Genomic DNA, 18,105 nt, shown 5'->3' on the forward strand with positions numbered 1-18,105 from the left:
GGGCAACACAGATGTTTAATTTCAGGCATTCTATCGTGCAATTTAAGCAGTGGTATGAATAGGAGTGATGACGATGACGAATCGTAGCGGGAAGGGCGCATTGATTACCGGCGCATCAGCGGGTTTAGGCGAGGCATTTGCTCGCTTGCTGGCTGCTGAGGGGCACGATGTGATGTTAGTGGCGCGCCGCACGGAGCGACTGCAAGCGCTCGCCGATGAGCTGTCGGCAACGCATGGCGTGCGAGCGATTGTCTGCACACTGGATTTGTCGGTAGTCGGCTCGGCAGCTCAGGTCCAGGCAGCAGCGGAGTCTGCCGATTTTCAAGTGGATATTCTGATTAACAATGCTGGGCTAGCCGAGCCGGTCTCGTTTCTGAATTTACCCGTCGACAATGTGCGCGCCATGATTGAGGTGATGATTACCGGACTCACCGAGCTGACGCATCGATTTGCTCAGGGAATGGCTGACCGTGGCTGGGGTCGCATTATCAATGTCTCGTCCTTGTCCGCCTTCGCTCCCAACTCACCCGGCATGCTCTACACCGGCATTAAGTCGTATGTGTTGAATATCTCGCAGGCATTAGACATGCAGCTGAAGCCCTCTGGCGTGCACGTCACGGCGTTGTGCCCGGGCTTCACATGGACAGAGTTTCATGACACCCAAGGCACACGGGAGTGGGCGAATCAGTTGCCGGCCTTTGCTTGGCAGGATGCGCCGACCGTGGTGAAGGCGGGTTGGGAGGCGGTGACTCGTGGTGAGCCGGTGTGTGTGCCGGGTGTGGTGAACAAAGCCGTGGCATCGTTTACCAAGCATTTGCCTGAGCGTCTGCGCTATTTATTTGGCAAACACGCGCGGATGGTTCATTAAGCCAGCGCGGATTTCTCTAAAGCGTCCTGGGCTGCCTGGGCTGCTGCGCGCAGTTCAGGCAGCTGCGCCAGCAATACCTCACTAGTTTCCCCCCGTGCTTGTATGGCACTGAGCTGTTTCTCGGCTTTTTTGAGCTGGCTGCGCGCCATGGCGGCCGCAATCATCAGGGCGCTGCGTTCGGCATCGGTGAGCGCGGGCTTGGCTTTTTCGGCCTTGCGCTTAGCCAGCGCCTCTGTTGCTAAGGCTAAGCGGCTATTACGAGCCAGAAAGCGTTCGCGGGCTTTATCGGCGCGATTTTTTGCCTGCTGAAGGGCATCAGCAGATTCGTTCTGCGGTGGGTGCCACGTGAGCGGAATGTCAGCACCCGGCACTAGGTCAATACAGTCCACGGGGCAGGGGGCCACGCAGAGATTGCAACCCGTGCACTCCGCCTCAATGATGGTATGCATGAGTTTAGCCGCGCCAACAATGGCATCGACCGGGCAGGCTTGAATGCACTTGGTGCAACCGATGCATTCATCTTCGCGAATAAAAGCCACCAAGCGATGGCTGGGTGTGATGCCATAGTCGGGGTCGACCTGCTCCGGGGCTTGCACCTGTAACAAGTGGGCAAGTGCCTGAATCGTCGGAATGCCACCGGGTACGCAATGATTGATGGCCTCGCCCTGAGCCATTTGTTCGGCATAGGGACGGCAGCCGGACGTTTTGCACAGGCCACATTGGGTTTGTGGCAGCAGGGCATCAATCCGATCCACGAGGTCGATCGTGACAGTTGCGATGCGAGAGTTGGGCGTGGGTGACGACATGGGCTGAGCTGGCTTAAGTCAAAAATCGGCGCACTGGCAGCGGAATAATGGGTTGATTATTGCATCGTGACGCAGACTACGGCAAAGTCGGTCGTCTTTTAATTCTGGCAATTGACCATGTCTGATCTTTTACATCTCTCGGCAACGCAATTAGCCGCTCGAATTCGCTCCGGTGAAGTCTCATCGGCTGTGGTAGTAGAAGCGCATATTGAGCGCCTGCGTCAGGTTAACCCTATCATTAATGCCGTGGTGGTAGAGCGTATTGCGGATGCCCGAGTAGAAGCAGCGAATGCCGATCGTGAAATTGCTGCGGCACGCGCAGCGGGCACGCTCGATCAGCTGCCACCCTTTCTGGGCGTACCGTGCACCATCAAAGAAAGCTTCCATTTTGCAGGCATGCCTAATACCTCGGGTTTGGTCAGCCGCGTGGGCTTGAAGGTCGCAGAGGATGCGCCTACCGTGGCGCGCCTGCGAGCAGCCGGTGCAATTCCGCTGGGTGTGACCAATACCTCCGAAGTCTGTATGTGGATGGAAAGCTATAACCATGTCTATGGTTTAAGCCGCAACCCCTACGACCCTTCGCGTACCGTTGGCGGTTCCTCGGGTGGCGAGGGCGCGATTGTTGGCAGTGCCGCATCGCCCTTTGGTTTAGGGGGGGATGTGGGTGGCTCTATTCGCATGCCGGCGTTTTTTAATGGCGTCTTTGGCCATAAGTGCTCGCCGGGTTTAGTGCCAAATGAAGGTCAATTTCCTGGCCCCTCCGGCAATATTGATCGTCACCTGTCAACAGGCCCCTTGTGCCGTCGCGCAGAAGATTTGGAACCCCTGCTGCGTATTATGGCGGGTGATGGCGCGGATCAGTTGAAGCCGGTTGGCGACGTTGATGTGTCTCGCCTGCGTGTTCTGCAATTTGCTCGTGAGCTAGCCATTTCGCCAGATGCCGATCAAATGGGCGCACGCGATCGTGCCGTACAAGCCCTGATGGCTCGCGGCGCTCGTGTTGAGGCCGTGCACTTGCCGTTAATGGCCAAGGCTCGCGACTTGTGGACTGCCATGCTGGCTACTGCTGGCAGTGAGCACACGTTTGCAGACCACTTGTTTGGTTCGCGCAGCCCCGTACCGGCGCTGAAAGAGTTTGGTAAGTTGGCATTAAAGCGCTCGGATCACACCTTCCCCTTGGTGGTGTTGGCGCTATTTGAGCGCCTGCCCGAGCTGACCCCGGCGCGCACCGCAAAATTGCGAGCAGAGGCCCTCACCTTGAAGGCTCAACTGGAAGATTTGCTCGGCGATGACGGCGTGCTTATCACACCGACCTATCCCACGGTGGCGCCTAAACACCACAAGGCTTTGTTGCCGCCCTTTAACTTTGTGAATTGCGCGGTATTTAATGCCCTGTCCTTACCGGTCACGGCCGTGCCGACCGGCCTCAACGCGGCGGGCGTTCCCACCGGTGTGCAGGTGGTTGCCAAAGAGGGTAACGATCACCTGACCCTGGCAGCAGCACTGGCGCTCGAAACAGCCTTGGGTGGCTGGGCTTATCCTGTGGTTCAAGGCGCTGTAGCGCGTTAAGGAGTAGTAAATGGAAATTCGTCGTGGCATCGCCGAGGCTAATGGTATTGAACTGGCCTATGAAGATATGGGAGATGTCCTGCATCCCACCATTCTGCTGATTATGGGGCTGAGTGCTCAGCTCACCTTATGGCCACTGGGCTTTTGTGAGCAGCTGGTGAAAGCGGGCTATCGTGTGGTTCGCTTTGATAACCGCGACATTGGTTTATCCACCAAATTGTCGCATTTAAAAGTCACCGGCCCCGTGTGGAAGCGCTTTCTGCGTGCTCAACTCGGCTTGTCCAGCCCCGTGCCTTATACGCTGCACGATATGGCGGAAGACGTACGTGGTCTGCTCGATTTCTTGCAAATTCCTAGCGCGCACGTGGTGGGTGCATCCATGGGCGGCATGATTACTCAGGTCTTTGCGGCCAAGTATCCGCAGCGCGTACGCTCAGTCGGCATCATTTTCTCCAGTACCAATCAGCCCTTCTTACCTCCGCCCAAGCCGTCTGCCTTAAAGCCATTGATGTCTGGGCCGGGCAAGGGTGCTACGCGCGAACAGATCATCGCTCATTCCGCTAAGTTCATGCGCACCATCGGCAGCCCCAAGTATCCGTTTACGCAGGATGAGTTGGTGGCCATGGCAACCGAGCTGAATGCGCGTAGCTATCATCCTGCCGGTGTGGTGCGTCAATTCAACGCCATTATCGGTACCGGTAGCCTGAAGCCGCTCACGCGTCGTATTGATAAACCCACCGTGGTTATTCACGGCACAGCCGATCCGCTGGTGCGTCCTGCTTGCGGCAAAGCCATTGCGCGCAATATCCCCAAGGCGCGTTTGGTGATGATTCCGGGCATGGGTCACGACCTGCCGCCTGGCGTGTGGGAGCGCATTACGCATGCGTTAATCGTGAACGCTAAGCAAGCCTAAGCAATCGGCAGTATGGAAAAGGCCGGCTGGGTTCCCCCGCCGGCCTTTTACTTTGTACGGAATTTACTGGAATGAGCTTTCGAATTAGGCCGCTTTCGCGACCTCACCCTCCAGCTTTTCACGCCAGTAGGCCACGAGGGCGCTGTTTTCGTGATCCCAGGGGTGGAAATCCGGCTTAAAGAAGTCCAGATATTCGCTGGTTAGATTGCTCAGGATGCCGTTGCGGCCGAACAGCTTGTTCAGGCCAAAGGCCCAGCTGCGCAGGTTGAACAACTGCTTGTCGCGCGCCATGAACTGCAGCTGGAAGGCCGATACCACGGCAGCGAGGATGACCGTTGCCAGCACCTGAAACACCACGCGTTCAGCATAGTTGTTACCCGGCACCTGCTTGTAGAGATCGAAGGCAACGGCTTTGTGCTCGGTTTCTTCGATGGCATGCCACATCCAGATCGGGCGCATCTCATTCGACAGATTGTTCATGGTGTCGGTATCGGTGAGCAAACGGTTGGCGATGATGCCGGTGAAGTGCTCCAGCGCCACGGTCACGGCCAGCTGCTGACGCTTGGTCAGGATGCGACGACCCAGGTTGAGTAGGCCGAGGGTGAACTTTTCGGCACGCAGCGCGGGCAGTCCCTTGGCTTCCAGCATGTGGTTCATGCTCACATGCTCTAGCGAATGCATGGCTTCTTGGCCAATGAAACCAGAGATGTCTTTGGCGGTGACATTTTCACCTGCATGCTCACGCAAGGCGCGCACGGAGTCGACGAAGAAACGTTCGCCAACCGGAAAAAGGGTGGATAGCGTGCCCATGAAGTGGGTGCAGAACGGGTCATTGAAGGCCCAGTGGTCTGGCACCTGATTGGCATCGAAAGCGAAATCCATGCGGGTCGGTTTAATCTGAATGACATCCGGCGTGGCTTTGCGTGCGGCTTTAGTACCCATGGTAAGAACTCTCATAAGCGTGACCACAGCGTCACGACAAGAGAGAACTTACCGGTTCTATGTAACAGTGTCAAATGTAAAGGTTTGAGTATTTCCAACCTAATTGGGTTTCAGGCCTTCTTCACGAACTCGGATTTCAGCTTCATGGCGCCGATGCCGTCGATCTTGCAATCGATGTCGTGGTCGCCATCGACCAAGCGAATGTTTTTCACCTTGGTGCCGACCTTGACCACCAGCGATGAGCCTTTGACCTTCAGATCTTTGATGACGGTGACGGTATCGCCGTCCGTCAGCACATTGCCGTTAGCGTCTTTGATCACGCGTTCGCTGTTACCGGCTTCGGCGCTATCGGTGGCTGACCATTCATGCGCGCACTCTGGGCAGACCAGCTGGCTGCCATCCTCGTAGGTATAAGCAGAACCGCAGATTGGGCAGGGTGGGAGCGTTGTCATTTATATGTTCCGTGGGTTAGAGGCGAGCGCGCAGCCAAGTGCCGATGTCGTCGAGTTCATCCATACAGACGGCATGGGCCATGGCGTATTGCTGCCAGGCTACCTGGCCACCGAGGGCGGTGACCACGTCGCAAGCGGCGCGTCCCATGCTAGGTGGTACGACATCGTCATGGCTGCCATGGGCGGCGAAAATCGGTGTACGAAGGCAGTCCGCGTTCAGCTCATCGCGCAGCAGTGCCGGGCTGGGCAGATAGGTCGACAAGGCCAAGATGCCTGCTAGCGGCTCGGCGTGGGTGAGGCCGGCGATCCAGGCAATGGCACCGCCCTGCGAAAAACCAGCCAGCACGATGCGACTACAGGGGATGCCACGGGCATTCTCGCGGGCGATAAGGTCTCGCACGATGTCGCGGCTGGCGCGGATGCCCGCCTCATCGACTTCGCGCTGGTCACCGTCTAGCGAGAGAATGTCGTACCAGGCCGGCATGACATAGCCGCCGTTAATGGTCACCGGAATCGAGCTTGCCGTGGGGAAAACAAAGCGGACGGCGGCATCGGTGGGCAATCCCAGTTCGGGAATGACCGGAACGAAATCGTTGCCATCAGCCCCGAGGCCGTGCAGCCAAATCACGCTGAGGGTTGGGTTGGGCGCGGTTTCGCGCTCGATGACTGCGGGCATGGTGTAGAGATCCTGATGAAGTGCAGGTGCGGGAGTGTAGCGGTGATTGACAGGGCGCGACGAGTGTTGCCTGCTTGCGCCATCGCTAAAATGGCTTGATGAGGATTTCCGCATGAGAAAATTGCCGCGTGATGCGCAAAACGACTACACCCGCGAAATGGCCACTGCTCGCCGCGCAGTGGTGACGGCCGAGACCGGCGCCGAGCTCAATCATACCGGTAGCTATTCGCTGGATCCGGCGCTGTTACCCGGCAATATCGAAGGTTTTTCCGGCATCGTGCAGATGCCCATGGGTTTTGCCGGCCCGCTGCTGGTCGATGGCGAGCACGCGCAGGGCGAGTTCTATGTGCCCATGGCGACCACCGAGGGCACGCTGCTGGCCAGCTACAGCCGCGGCATGCGCCTGACCCGCGAGGCCGGCGGCGTGCGCACGACCGTGATTGATGACGCCATGCAGCGCGCGCCTATTTTCGTGTTCAGCGATGCCCGCCACGCCCGCGACTTCGGCCATTGGGTCACCGCCAACTTCGCGCAGATCGCCGCGGCGGCGGAAGAGACCACGCGCTCAGGCCAACTCCGCGACATCCAGCAGTTCAGCATGGGTAAGATGCGCTGGCTGCGCTTCAACTTCACCACCGGTGATGCTGCCGGCCAGAACATGGTGAGCAAGGCCACGCATCACGCCTGCCAGTGGATGCTGGCGCAGCAGCTGCCTGGCCTGGAGCACTTTTCGCTGGCCGCCAACTTCGATACCGATAAGAAGCACTCCCAGGTCAACAGCCTGCACACGCGCGGCAAGCGCGTGGTGGCCGAGGTCACGCTGCCGGCCGCGCTGCTGCGCGAAGTTATGCACACCAGCGGTGAGGCGCTGTTCAAGCAGCGGCAGCTATCCAACATGGGCGCCCTTATGGCCGGCTCGGTCAACAACGGCGCGCACTTCGCCAATGGTATCACCGCCCTGTTCATCGCCTGCGGGCAGGATGTGGCGAATGTGGCGGAGTCATCCGCCGGCTATGTGCATGGCGAGCTGAAGGCGAATGGCGACTACTATTTTTCGGTGACGATTCCGGCGTTGATTGTGGCGACCTATGGCGGCGGTACGGGATTACCGACTCAGCGCGAATGTCTGGAGGTTATGGGCTGCTATGGCGAGGGCAAGGTCCGCAAGTTGGCTGAGATCGTCGCCGCCACCGTGCTCTGCGGCGAGCTGTCACTGGCGTCGGCTATTGTTTCGGACCAGTGGGTGTCGAGCCATGACAAGTACGGTCGCAACCGGCCTTGAGCAGAGCCGGCATAGCCTCATGAAGCCTTAGAGACTGGTCTGCAATCGATCAATATCTTGCTTCAGCAAGGTATTAGCCAGTACTGAAAGCTCGACGCCACGAGCTTTTGCCAAATCCATGAGTGCTAGCTGCAGGGATTGATCGAGATAAACAGGCAGCAAAATTTCTTCGCGAACATGGAAAAATTTACCGCGCTCCCCGTGACTGAAGTCATATTCATTTTGCATGGCTTTACCCTCTGTACTGGCGATTTTCATGCGCAGTCGCTAAACGTGCAGAGATGATGCGGATGCGTATCCGGCTTGGATCTCTGTCACGCCATGTATGTATTACAACAGCAATCCGTTGCTGTCCAATCTCACCAAGCGTGATCCAGCGCTCTTCGATATCACTGTGCTCTGTGTCCGGGATAGTCAGTGCTTGTGGATCTGCAAACACTGCCGCGGCCATTTCAAAGCTGATGCCGTGCTTCTTCAAGTTGGATGCTGCTTTAGCGGGATCCCACTCGATGTGAAGACTCATGCTTACTTCACCGCCATCCCCGGCTGCGCGCCGTCATCCGGCGTGAGCAGGAAGATGTCGCTGCCACCCGGGCCAGCGGCCAGCACCATGCCTTCGCTCATGCCGAACTTCATCTTGCGTGGGGCGAGGTTGGCGACCATGACGGTAAGGCGGCCGACCAGCACCTGCGGGTCCGGGTAGGCACTCTTTATGCCGGAGAAGACCTGACGGGTTTCGCCACCGAGATCGAGCTGCAGGCGCAGCAGCTTGTCGGCACCGTCGACATGCTCAGCTGACAGGATGCGCGCCACGCGCAGATCGACCTTGGCAAAGTCATCGATGCCGATGGTCGCAGGCGTGGCCGTATCGGCGGGCTTGTCGGTCTTTGCCGAAGCCTTGGCATCAGCCGGCTTTGCGGCAGCTTTGGCCGGCGCAGCAGCAACCGGCTGGGCATTGGCCAGCGAGTCCGTCGAGTCCGCCACCATCGCCGCTACCAGCGCTGGATCGACGCGAGTCATCAGTGCTTGGAAGGTTTGGATGTGCTGGCCGAGCAGCAGGGAACGGCGGGACTCCCAATGGAAGTCGGGCAGATTCAGGAAGCCGGCGCTGGCCTCGGCCATGGCCGGCAGCACCGGTGCGAGATAGGTCATGAGCTGGCGGAACAAGTTGAGGCCAACTGAGCACACGGCCTGAACTTCGGCATCCATACCCTCGACCTTGGCCAGCGCCCACGGCTTCTTCTCGTCGATGTACTGATTGGCGCGGTCAGCCAACACCATGATCTCGCGGATGGCGCGGCCGAATTCACGGGCTTCGTAATGGGCAGCGATGCTGTCGCCGGCGGCGATGAAGTCATTGAGCAGCTGCGGCTCGGCACAGTCGGCGCTGAGCTGGCCATCGAAGCGCTTGCTAATAAAGCCGGCGCAGCGGCTGGCGATGTTGACGACCTTGCCGACCAGATCCGAGTTCACGCGCAGGGTGAAATCTTCGAGGTTGAGGTCAATGTCTTCAACCTTGCCCGAGAGCTTGGCGGCAAAGTAGTAGCGCAGGTACTCCGGGTTCAGGTGCTTGAGGTAGGTCTGCGCCTGGATGAAGGTGCCGCGCGACTTCGACATCTTCTGGCCGTTCACGGTCAGGAAGCCGTGCGCGAACACGCCGGTCGGCTTGCGATAGCCCGCGCCTTCGAGCATGGCCGGCCAGAACAGGGCGTGGAAATAGACGATGTCTTTGCCGATGAAGTGGTAGAGCTCGGTGTCGCTGCCCACCTTCCAGTAGTCATCAAATTGCAGCGTCGGGTGGCGAGCGCACAGGTTCTCGAAGCTGGCCATGTAGCCCACTGGGGCGTCCAGCCAGACATAGAAGTACTTGCCCGGCGCATCCGGAATCTCGAAGCCGAAGTAGGGCGCATCCCGCGAAATATCCCAGTCGGCGAGGCCGGACTCGAACCACTCCGCAAGCTTGTTGGCGACTTCTTCCTGCAAGGTGCCGCTGCGTGTCCACGCCTTCAGCATGGCCTCGAAATTCGGCAGCTTAAAGAAGTAGTGCTCGGACTCTTTCTCGATTGGCGTGGCGCCGGAGATGGTCGAGCGCGGGTTCTTCAGCTCGGTCGGCGAATAGGTGGCACCGCAGACTTCGCAGGAGTCGCCGTACTGATCCAGCGCGCCGCACTTCGGGCAGTCGCCCTTGATGAAGCGGTCGGCCAAAAACAGTTGCTTTTCCGGGTCAAAGAGCTGGCGGATGGCGCGCGTGGCGATATGACCACCGGCCTGTAGTGAGTCAGCCGCTGCGCCAGGGATGCCATCACGCAGGCGAGTGTAGATTTGCGAGGCGCGGGCGCGGTTCTCGTCGGAGTGCGTGGAGTGATAGTTGTCGAAACGAATGCCGAAACCGGCGAAATCACGCTCGTGCTCAGCCTTCACGTTGGCGATTTGCTGCTCTGGCGGCAGGCCATTCTGCTCGGCCTTGAGCATGATGGCGGTGCCATGAGCGTCGTCGGCGCAGACATAATGCGCTTCATGACCGCGAGCGCGCTGGAAGCGCACCCAGATATCGGTCTGGATGTATTCAACGAGATGGCCGAGGTGGATCGGGCCGTTGGCGTAGGGCAGGGCGCTGGTAACGAGCAGGCGACGGGTCATGAGCAACTTCGTTAGGTCAGAAAACAGGTGGGTAATGATAGCATCGCCCTGCCGCATTACACTGCCTTGCAAAACCTCATGTCGTTAATCGTCTACGTTGGGAAGCTGTTATGGATATGCCAGAAGTGATTATTGTGGGGGCAGGCCTAGCGGGCTTGAGCGCCGCTCGACGACTACAGCAGCAAGGTGTGAGCGTGCAGGTTCTAGAAGCACGCGATCGCGTTGGTGGACGTAGCTGGACGGAATGGCATGGGCAGACGCCCGTGGATCGCGGCGGCGCTTGGATAGGCCCAACGCAAAATCGGATGCTGGCCTTAGCCAAAGAATTTGGCCTGAAAACGGTCGCTCAGGGTCGCGAAGGGCGCTCTGTGTATTGTGTCGGCAACTCCCGCAAGGTGCATGGCGATAAGCTGCTGGGTTTGATCTCCACCAGTGGGGCACCCCATGATTGGCGCATTCTTCCCGATCTGCTGAAGTTAGAACATCGACTGAACGCTATGTCCGCCACCGTGCCGGTCGGTCGTCCTTGGGATGCGGCAAACGCTCAAGCTTGGGATAGCCAAACACTGGGCGACTGGCTGCGTCAGCAAATATGGCAAGAGCGCACCCGTGTGTTGGCCGAAGCCACGTTTGAAACCGTCTGGGGCGCTAATGCCCACGAGATGTCGCTACTCTATGCACTGCATTACATTGCGGCGGCGGGGGATGAAACTCATTTGGGCACGTTTAATCGCCTAACGGCGAGCATCGACGGTGCGCAAGACCAGCGCTTTGCGCTGGGCAGTCAGTCCGTGTCGCTCGCGCTGGCAGCCAGCTTGGGGGATGCCGTGGTGTTGAATGCCCCGGTGCATCGCATCAGCCAAAACGACGAGGGTATTACCGTCGAGGCCGGAGAGCGTGTTTGGCAGGCTCAGCACGTCATCGTTACCGTTCCGCCCTTATTGCGGCCCAGCCTGGGCTTTGAGCCCGCTTTACCGCAAGCGCAACTTAGCCATTTGTCGCAGATGCGAATGGGGCGGCTCATGAAGTACGAAGCCATCTATGACCGCCCGTTTTGGCGGGATGCCGGATTGAATGGCACGGCCGTTTTGGCGGATGGCTTAGTGAATCTTGTTTTTGATGTATCCCCTGCGCAGGGCAATGAAGGCGCGCTACTCGCCTTTATTGGGGGCGCGCATTTAGATTTAGCGCAAGAAATGTCACCCGAAGCACTACGCGAGCACGTCTTGTCCGCATTTGCGCGTTGTTTTGGCGATGCGGCGCTGACGCCACTGAACTGCATTGTTCAAGATTGGACGCAAGAAAGTTATAGCCTGGGCGGGCCGACGGCGATCTCTGCTGTGGGGACCTTAACGCAATATCGCGATGCCTTATCGCGGCCCGTCGGCCAGATTTTTTGGGCGGGAACCGAGCTGCCCGGCTATTGGACCGGCTATTTAGAAGGGGCTGTTTTGTCCGGGGAACGTGCTGCCGAGCAAGTGTTAGCTGCTCGGCAGCGTTAATGGGCTAGGCTGCTTGAGTCGCTTTTAACGCATAGCTTTCCAAGGCTTTCACACGTGCTGCGATGAGGTGGCGATTATCGTGCTGCCAGGGGTGGAAGCCGGGACGGTAGAAGTCTAGGTACTCTGGGATAATGCGAGTCAGCATGCCCGGCTTCACCAGCAAGAACTTGGCGAAGCCCAGAGCATCTCGCCAGTTTCCCAGCTGATTGTCGTGTTTAAGCAGGCTGTATTGCATACGCAGCGTAATCAGCAGGAAGAAGAATGTGGCCTGCGCCATGCCCCTCACTCGCAGCCAGTAGTCGTCTTCTGTGGCGGTAAACACATCAAAAGCAACGGCTTTATGCTCCGTTTCTTCGACGGCATGCCACATAAACATGTCGGCATAGACGCCTTGAATATCTTCAACAAAATCCGTTTGTTTCAACATGAGGTTAGCCAAGATGGCCGTGAAGTGCTCAAAGCCCACGGTGAGGGCCAACTGCTCCCGCCGTGAATAGCGCTTCTTGGCGAAACTCAGCGCTTTTTTCATGAAGGTGATTTTGGATTCAAGCGGTAACTTGTGTTGATCAATTAAGGCCTGATTAAAGGCTTCGTGTTCTTTACCGTGATTGGCCTCTTGACCAATGAACGCCCGAATCTGAGCTCGTAATTCTGGGTCAGTAATTTCGTTTTCATAATTCCGAACCGCATGAATAAAGAAGCGCTCACCATCAGGGAAGGTGGTGGAGAGTGCATTCATGAAGTGTGTGATCCACACATTCCCTTTGTACCAGTATCGCGGCAGCGCGGGGATAGCAAAGTCCATGCGGCGAACGGTAATGGGCAGAGGCGTTTTGCTGATCATGTAGTACCTCGAAATTAAATAGTGGGTAGTAAGAACCCTACCTATCGAAGCGTGACTGATGAGTCTTTTGATGAGTAGGCGGTGAGTTGCCGTAAATCGGTCATTTGTGGCCAGGTGGTCCATTGTAAGTGCAATACGCCAAACCTATACACACTTACCACGCAATAAGGGTTCAACGCAGCGAGTGACGCAGTAGTGTAAAGCCATCTAAAAAATTTTAATGGCTAGGCAATAGTCATATTAAAAGTAAAAGGCTAGGCCATGACAAAACTTAGAAGATTAAATGCAAGGGTGTGGCTAATTTCGAAGCTAAGAAGCTATAGCCCATTAGCGTTTGCTTTATCGTTATTTGTTGTTGGTACTTTACTTACTTCTAGTATTAGTTATTTGATATATATTCAATACAAAAACAATGCTCAGCTAGAATTTGAAAGTGAATCAAAATATGCCGTAGGAAAGATACAAAACATTATATCTAGCTATGAGATTGTTTTGCGGGACTTGAGGAGTCTTATCTACTCGGTTGGTTTGGAAAATATCAACAGGAAAAACTTTAAAGACTATTTTGTTTATCGAAATGTAGCACAAGAATTTCCGGGCGCAAACGGGTTAGGATTTGTAAGAAAAGTAAAACAAAATGATTTGGATAGATTTATAAATCTAACACGAAATGATGGGTATGCTGATTTTAAAGTAAAAAACTTTTTTCCATATAACGGCGACAATTGGATTATTGAATATCTTGAGCCTTCTTCTTCAAACAAATTGGCTATTGGTCTCAATTTGGCATCAGAGCCTAGTCGATTAAAAACTATAGGGGAAGCAATAAAGTCTGGACGTGCGATGCTGACGCCGCCCATTACGCTGGTGCAAAATAAGAATAAAATTAATAACGGATTATTGTTTATATTGCCAATATATCATCCGTTTGTCGTGTCGAAAAATAATCCAAATAAAAAAAAATGAGGCGTTTGGGCTTACGTACTCGCCGTTGCTGCTTGATTATTTAATGAGGGATTTTTATAGACTGCAAAATACGGTAAATGTAGATATTTATGCGAAAAATATAAATGGTGATTTGGTTGTACTATATAAAAGTAAGAATAGAAAAGCTGATATTGATCCGGAAAAATCATTTCATCATGTTGTGGATGTTTACGGACAAAAATGGGACTTCTACTTCACGCCGAGCCAGGAGTTCTCCAAGAAAACGGCGAGAAGCATTGCTCCAATTTTAATTTTAATGATTTTTTCAAGCATCCTGCTATCTGTAATTGGATATTTCTATGCGCTAAACAATTTGCGCAAAATTGAGATGATGGCCGATAGCGCAAAACTAGGTGCCATTATTAGTAATGCCAATGATGCAATCATTTCATTTGATTTGTACGGCTGTATTACTTCATGGAATGAGGCTGCAGAAAAGATTTTTGGCTATAAGCAGGCACAAGTGCTTGAGAGTAAATTTTCAGATTTTTTTGTTCCAGACTATGTAAAAAATGTACATGATTCAATACTTGAAAAAATCATGTCTGGAGAGTCAATTTCACATTTTATTTCACCCCTTACTCGAAATAATGGTCAGACCTTCCAGGCTGAAATGACTTTTTTCCCGATTAATCAAGGTCAGTTGAATAGTACCGGTTATGCCATGTTTGTTCGAGATGTGACAATACAGGTTGAGTCTGAAGAGCAAGTAAGGCTGCTTAATGAGAATTTAGAAAATTTAGTGTCTCTGCGTACATCTGAGTTAGATATTGCACGACGAGATCTGCAAATGATTTTTGACTCAATGCCTTCCATGATAGGTTACTGGGATAGTAATTTAATAAATAGAGTTGCTAATAAGGCTTACAATGATTGGTTTGGGATTGATCATAGTAACCTTAAAGGTAAATCTATGAGGGAAGTCATAGGGGATGAACTATTTGAAGATAATAAAGTCTACATAAATGGAGTTTTGGCAGGTGAGCCGCAAACGTTCGAGCGAAGCGTGAAGAGTAAGCATGGTGATATCGTTCGACATAGCTTGGCTCACTACATACCAGATATTATAGATGGAAAAGTAAAAGGATTTTATGCTATTGTAAATGATATTACTGAGGTTAATAATAATAGGCTGCAGTTGGAGTCGTTGCTCAGACATAATCAAGTGCTGCTAAGTACAATCAGTCAGCAAATGCTTTATTCAGTTACGGATAATCGAGGAAGAATCATCGAGGTGAATGATAACTTCTGCCGGGTCAGTGGTTACTCTCGCGAAGAGCTCATTGGTAAAACTCACCAAATGATTAATTCTGCTGAGCATCCAAAAGAGTTTTGGGTGGATATGTGGCGAACCATCTCCTCGGGTAATGCCTGGCATAAGGAGGTGTGCAATCGCAGCAAAAATGGACAAATTTATTGGGTTGATAGCGTAATCGCTCCGTTTACAGGCTCAGCTGGCAATATTGAACGCTATGTTTCGCTACGCACTGACATTACCCTAAGAAAGAGCGCCGAGTCTGAGCTCGCTCACGTAGCGGATCTTCTTAGCAATGTGTTGCAAGCCGCTTCTGAAATGTCCATTGTCGCGACCGATCAGTATGGTCATATTTCGCTATTTAATGCTGGTGCAGAAAATTTACTGGGTTATACCTCGGATGCGGTGGTTGGCAAAATGCCGAATGAACTACTGCATTGTGCATCCGAAATTAAGCAGCATAGTGAAGAGTTATGTGAACGATTTGGTGTATCACTGGATGGGTTTCAGGTGCTCGTTTTTGGCGCTGAACAGCGCGGTGTGGAAGTGCAAGAGTGGACCTATTTGACCCATTCCGGCAAAGCGCTACGTGTATCTTTGGCTGTGACGGTGATGCGAGAAGCCAATGGTGATGTTTCAGGCTATCTCTTTATTGCCCAAGACATTACAGAGCGACTTCGTAAAGATATGGCTTTGCAGGAGGCTAAACGCTTTGCCGAGCAAGCTAATGAAGCAAAAAGCCAGTTCTTAGCCAATATGAGTCATGAAGTGAGAACTCCCATCAATGGCATTATGGGCTTGTGTTACATGCTTGAACGCCAGCCTTTGCCCGCGGCCTCACATCAACTCATTAGTAAAATTCAATTGGCCAGTCAAAGCCTTTTGGAAATTGTGAATGACGTACTCGATTTCTCGAAAATTGAAGCGAATAAAATCGATATCGAGCAAGTGCCCTTCAAGCTTAAAGAGCTTATCGATAATGTTTCTGGTATTGCTCGTGCAGCGATTCGAGACAAAAAGGTCGTGTTGGAAGTTAGTTCATTGCCAGAGTCTGCCAATCAATTAATTGGTGATCCTTTACGTATCGGCCAAGTGCTAACGAATTTGCTGAGTAACGCGCTTAAGTTCACCGCCAGTGGCTTTATTAAACTAACCGTGACGCAGTTATCTCAAGATGTTGATGAGTCTACCGTTCGCTTGCGCTTCAGTGTGTCGGATAGTGGTATTGGTATTCCTGAGACTAAGCTAATACAAATTTTCGATGCTTTTAATCAAGCGGATTCCTCTACATCGCGTAGCTATGGCGGTACCGGTCTAGGTTTAACCATTAGCCGAAAATTGACCGAACTCATGGGTGGTGTCATTTCAGTTGAAAGTACAGTGGGGCAGGGCAGCGAGTTTATTATCGATCTGCCGTTTGCGCTTGCAGCAAACGTCCCCAGTAAGAGCACGGGAGCTGGCCGGTCGCAGGCCAATGGCGTCATTCCTGAAAAACGGCTGGAAGGACTTAAGCTTTTAGTTGTGGATGACAGCGACTTAAATCGTGAAGTTGCTGAGTACATCTTACGGGCAGAGGGAGCTCAGGTCGAAACTGCATTTGACGGTGTTGACGCAGTCGAGCGTGTATTAGGCGCAAATCCGGCGTTTGATTTGGTGCTTATGGATATTCAAATGCCGCGCATGGATGGTTACGAGGCTACGCTTGCCATTCGTCAACATGCACAGTTTGCTGATTTACCTATTGTGGCTCTGACTGCCGGAGCAATGGGCTTTCAGCGCGATGCAGCCCTGGCCGCAGGCTTGATTGGATTTGTAACGAAGCCCTTTGATGTGGATCAGCTGATCGATGAAGTCTGTCAACACACACAACGGAAAGAAAGTGTGGGCAACGAACACGATGAGATCATGGATGCGGAGCTCCTTTCTGCACTGCAAGGTTTTAAAACTCGCTTCCTCAGCAATCGCTTACCTAAGCACGTGCAGCAAATGCGAGAGTACCTATCGAACCCAGCGCCGGAAATGTTGTCTAAGTTGACCCCGGTATTGCACTCCTTAGCAGGCGAAGCCGGCATGGTGGGCTTATCTGAGCTGGGCGAGTACGCGCGCCGAATTGAAACGGCCATAGCCTCACAAGCAATCGAGCCTAAAGACTTAGTTGAGCAAGTTGAGTTACTCGTCACTGAAATTGAGCAGGTATTGATACGCGGTGCTTAGGTGCATTCGTGACCTGAGACCGCTAGCATACAAGCTCATTTTTTTGGACGTCTCACACCCATGAGTATCACCCGCGCCGTGGTCGATGCCGTACTGGCCGCGCATCACGATCCTTACCTTGGTCCTGACGCAACTTACCTCTTGTTAGCGGTCCCGCAGGACACGCAGGTCACAGACGATGGCCGTGTTTTTGTGCACATGGCACTGCCGTATCCCCACGCCAATCCTGCTGAAGCCTTTGGCACTAAGCTAGAAGCCGCATTGCATGTGGCCGGTGCGCGTGACGTTCATATTCGTTGGTCATTAGCCATTCCGCGTATCAAGCCTCAGGGTGAGGTCGCGCCGCTGACCTTGGCGCGAAATGTCATTGTGGTGGCGTCCGGTAAGGGCGGTGTGGGCAAATCCACTACCGCCGTGAACTTGGCTCTGGCCCTGGCCCGAGAAGGTGCCAAGGTGGGCTTGTTGGATGCCGATATCTACGGCCCCAGCCTGCCCACAATGCTCGGCGTGGGTAACGGCAAATACCCCGACACGGTGGACGACGCCTGGTTTGTGCCGCATCACGCGCATGGCATTGAAGTCATGTCGATTGGTTTCTTACTTCAGGGCGATACCCCTGTGGTTTGGCGCGGGCCGAAAGCCACCGGCGCGCTCATTCAACTCGTTACGCAGACGCGCTGGTCATCGTTGGATTATCTCGTAGTGGATATGCCGCCGGGCACTGGCGATATTCAGCTCACGCTGGCACAGCGCGTGCCCGTGGGCGGCGCCGTCATCGTCACCACGCCGCAAGACATTGCCACGCTGGATGCCAAGAAGGGCATCGAGATGTTCCGCAAAGTCGACATCTCCGTGCTGGGTGTGGTCGAGAATATGGCGCAGCACATCTGCTCGAATTGCGGTCACACCGAGCATATTTTCGGTGAGGGTGGCGGTGCCCGCATGGCGGCGCAGTACGACACCACGCTGCTGGCGCAGCTACCGCTGGACCGTCGCATTCGCGAACAGACGGATAGCGGCGTGCCGACAGTGGTGGCCGAGCCGAATGGTGAGCTGGCCGGTTATTATCGTGAGATGGCGCGTCACACCGCTGCCCGCTTGGCGCTGGGGCCGCGTGTGGCCGATACCCGTATTCCTTTGAACCCAACGCACTGA

At 54.2% G+C, this 18,105-nt stretch carries 16 protein-coding genes; 8 read left to right on the top strand and 8 right to left on the bottom strand.

Going from position 1 to position 18,105, the window contains the following annotated elements:
• Positions 1–73 precede the first annotated feature (73 nt).
• Positions 74–868 carry an SDR family NAD(P)-dependent oxidoreductase gene (locus A8710_RS04495; RefSeq protein WP_198341618.1) on the top strand — a complete coding sequence of 265 codons (795 nt, stop codon included), beginning with the start codon at positions 74–76 and terminating at the stop codon, positions 866–868.
• On the opposite strand, the gene A8710_RS04500 is transcribed toward A8710_RS04495, so the two are convergent.
• Positions 865–1,674 carry an RnfABCDGE type electron transport complex subunit B gene (locus A8710_RS04500; protein WP_068858308.1) on the bottom strand — a complete coding sequence of 270 codons (810 nt, stop codon included), beginning with the start codon at positions 1,672–1,674 and terminating at the stop codon, positions 865–867. The genes A8710_RS04495 and A8710_RS04500 overlap by 4 nt on opposite strands.
• A gap of 117 nt (positions 1,675–1,791) precedes the next feature.
• On the opposite strand from A8710_RS04500, the gene A8710_RS04505 reads away from it, so the two are divergent.
• Positions 1,792–3,243, top strand: a complete 1,452-nt coding sequence (locus tag A8710_RS04505) for an amidase (protein WP_068858309.1) — start codon at positions 1,792–1,794, stop codon at positions 3,241–3,243.
• Positions 3,244–3,253: 10 nt separating this feature from the next.
• Positions 3,254–4,156, top strand: coding sequence for an alpha/beta fold hydrolase (locus A8710_RS04510; RefSeq protein ID WP_068858310.1), 903 nt, complete (start codon positions 3,254–3,256; stop codon positions 4,154–4,156).
• A gap of 84 nt (positions 4,157–4,240) precedes the next feature.
• Here the strand turns inward: A8710_RS04510 and A8710_RS04515 are convergent, their stop codons facing one another.
• The 3 genes from A8710_RS04515 to A8710_RS04525 form a co-directional block, all read right to left on the bottom strand.
• A complete protein-coding gene (locus A8710_RS04515) occupies positions 4,241–5,098 on the bottom strand; it encodes a metal-dependent hydrolase (RefSeq protein ID WP_157686292.1) in 858 nt (285 codons plus the stop codon).
• Between the two features lie 110 nt (positions 5,099–5,208).
• A complete protein-coding gene (locus A8710_RS04520; RefSeq protein ID WP_068858312.1) occupies positions 5,209–5,550 on the bottom strand; it encodes a zinc ribbon domain-containing protein YjdM in 342 nt (113 codons plus the stop codon).
• A 16-nt stretch (positions 5,551–5,566) separates the two neighbouring features.
• On the bottom strand, positions 5,567–6,226 hold the full coding sequence (locus tag A8710_RS04525; RefSeq protein ID WP_068858313.1) for an alpha/beta hydrolase: 660 nt from the start codon (positions 6,224–6,226) through the stop codon (positions 5,567–5,569).
• Positions 6,227–6,338: 112 nt separating this feature from the next.
• Between A8710_RS04525 and A8710_RS04530 the strand changes: the two genes are divergently transcribed.
• Positions 6,339–7,508, top strand: a complete 1,170-nt coding sequence (locus tag A8710_RS04530; RefSeq protein ID WP_068858314.1) for a hydroxymethylglutaryl-CoA reductase — start codon at positions 6,339–6,341, stop codon at positions 7,506–7,508.
• Between the two features lie 27 nt (positions 7,509–7,535).
• On the opposite strand, the gene A8710_RS04535 is transcribed toward A8710_RS04530, so the two are convergent.
• Genes A8710_RS04535 through metG form a run of 3 tightly spaced genes read right to left on the bottom strand, consistent with a single transcriptional unit; the run spans position 7,536 to position 10,148 of the window.
• On the bottom strand, positions 7,536–7,736 hold the full coding sequence (locus A8710_RS04535) for a hypothetical protein (RefSeq protein ID WP_068858315.1): 201 nt from the start codon (positions 7,734–7,736) through the stop codon (positions 7,536–7,538).
• Between the two features lie 4 nt (positions 7,737–7,740).
• Complete coding sequence (locus A8710_RS04540) at positions 7,741–8,031, bottom strand: BrnT family toxin (protein WP_068858316.1); 291 nt, start codon at positions 8,029–8,031, stop codon at positions 7,741–7,743.
• Positions 8,032–8,033: 2 nt separating this feature from the next.
• Positions 8,034–10,148 carry a methionine--tRNA ligase gene (metG, locus tag A8710_RS04545; RefSeq protein WP_068860580.1) on the bottom strand — a complete coding sequence of 705 codons (2,115 nt, stop codon included), beginning with the start codon at positions 10,146–10,148 and terminating at the stop codon, positions 8,034–8,036.
• Positions 10,149–10,258: 110 nt separating this feature from the next.
• Between metG and A8710_RS04550 the strand changes: the two genes are divergently transcribed.
• Positions 10,259–11,650, top strand: a complete 1,392-nt coding sequence (locus A8710_RS04550; RefSeq protein WP_068858317.1) for a flavin monoamine oxidase family protein — start codon at positions 10,259–10,261, stop codon at positions 11,648–11,650.
• Between the two features lie 4 nt (positions 11,651–11,654).
• Here A8710_RS04550 and A8710_RS04555 read toward each other — a convergent pair whose 3' ends face one another.
• Positions 11,655–12,494, bottom strand: a complete 840-nt coding sequence (locus A8710_RS04555; protein ID WP_068858318.1) for a metal-dependent hydrolase — start codon at positions 12,492–12,494, stop codon at positions 11,655–11,657.
• A 261-nt stretch (positions 12,495–12,755) separates the two neighbouring features.
• On the opposite strand from A8710_RS04555, the gene A8710_RS12020 reads away from it, so the two are divergent.
• Genes A8710_RS12020 through apbC form a run of 3 tightly spaced genes read left to right on the top strand, consistent with a single transcriptional unit; the run spans position 12,756 to position 18,105 of the window.
• Positions 12,756–13,460 carry a CHASE domain-containing protein gene (locus tag A8710_RS12020; RefSeq protein ID WP_082968661.1) on the top strand — a complete coding sequence of 235 codons (705 nt, stop codon included), beginning with the start codon at positions 12,756–12,758 and terminating at the stop codon, positions 13,458–13,460.
• A 43-nt stretch (positions 13,461–13,503) separates the two neighbouring features.
• Positions 13,504–16,950, top strand: a complete 3,447-nt coding sequence (locus A8710_RS04560) for a PAS domain S-box protein (protein ID WP_068858319.1) — start codon at positions 13,504–13,506, stop codon at positions 16,948–16,950.
• A 60-nt stretch (positions 16,951–17,010) separates the two neighbouring features.
• On the top strand, positions 17,011–18,105 hold the full coding sequence (gene apbC / locus A8710_RS04565) for an iron-sulfur cluster carrier protein ApbC (RefSeq protein WP_068858320.1): 1,095 nt from the start codon (positions 17,011–17,013) through the stop codon (positions 18,103–18,105).

Source organism: Perlucidibaca aquatica, from assembly GCF_001676655.1.
Classification (GTDB): domain Bacteria; phylum Pseudomonadota; class Gammaproteobacteria; order Pseudomonadales; family Moraxellaceae; genus Perlucidibaca; species Perlucidibaca aquatica.

Bases quoted from the DNA above. Each gene is read 5' to 3' on its own strand.
- A8710_RS04495 (WP_198341618.1), top strand. From the start codon at position 74: ATGACGAATCGTAGCGGGAAGGGCGCATTGATTACCGGCGCATCAGCG.
- A8710_RS04500 (WP_068858308.1), bottom strand. From the start codon at position 1,674: ATGTCGTCACCCACGCCCAACTCTCGCATCGCAACTGTCACGATCGAC.
- A8710_RS04505 (WP_068858309.1), top strand. From the start codon at position 1,792: ATGTCTGATCTTTTACATCTCTCGGCAACGCAATTAGCCGCTCGAATT.
- A8710_RS04510 (WP_068858310.1), top strand. From the start codon at position 3,254: ATGGAAATTCGTCGTGGCATCGCCGAGGCTAATGGTATTGAACTGGCC.
- A8710_RS04515 (WP_157686292.1), bottom strand. From the start codon at position 5,098: ATGGGTACTAAAGCCGCACGCAAAGCCACGCCGGATGTCATTCAGATT.
- A8710_RS04520 (WP_068858312.1), bottom strand. From the start codon at position 5,550: ATGACAACGCTCCCACCCTGCCCAATCTGCGGTTCTGCTTATACCTAC.
- A8710_RS04525 (WP_068858313.1), bottom strand. From the start codon at position 6,226: ATGCCCGCAGTCATCGAGCGCGAAACCGCGCCCAACCCAACCCTCAGC.
- A8710_RS04530 (WP_068858314.1), top strand. From the start codon at position 6,339: ATGAGAAAATTGCCGCGTGATGCGCAAAACGACTACACCCGCGAAATG.
- A8710_RS04535 (WP_068858315.1), bottom strand. From the start codon at position 7,736: ATGCAAAATGAATATGACTTCAGTCACGGGGAGCGCGGTAAATTTTTC.
- A8710_RS04540 (WP_068858316.1), bottom strand. From the start codon at position 8,031: ATGAGTCTTCACATCGAGTGGGATCCCGCTAAAGCAGCATCCAACTTG.
- metG (WP_068860580.1), bottom strand. From the start codon at position 10,148: ATGACCCGTCGCCTGCTCGTTACCAGCGCCCTGCCCTACGCCAACGGC.
- A8710_RS04550 (WP_068858317.1), top strand. From the start codon at position 10,259: ATGGATATGCCAGAAGTGATTATTGTGGGGGCAGGCCTAGCGGGCTTG.
- A8710_RS04555 (WP_068858318.1), bottom strand. From the start codon at position 12,494: ATGATCAGCAAAACGCCTCTGCCCATTACCGTTCGCCGCATGGACTTT.
- A8710_RS12020 (WP_082968661.1), top strand. From the start codon at position 12,756: ATGACAAAACTTAGAAGATTAAATGCAAGGGTGTGGCTAATTTCGAAG.
- A8710_RS04560 (WP_068858319.1), top strand. From the start codon at position 13,504: ATGAGGGATTTTTATAGACTGCAAAATACGGTAAATGTAGATATTTAT.
- apbC (WP_068858320.1), top strand. From the start codon at position 17,011: ATGAGTATCACCCGCGCCGTGGTCGATGCCGTACTGGCCGCGCATCAC.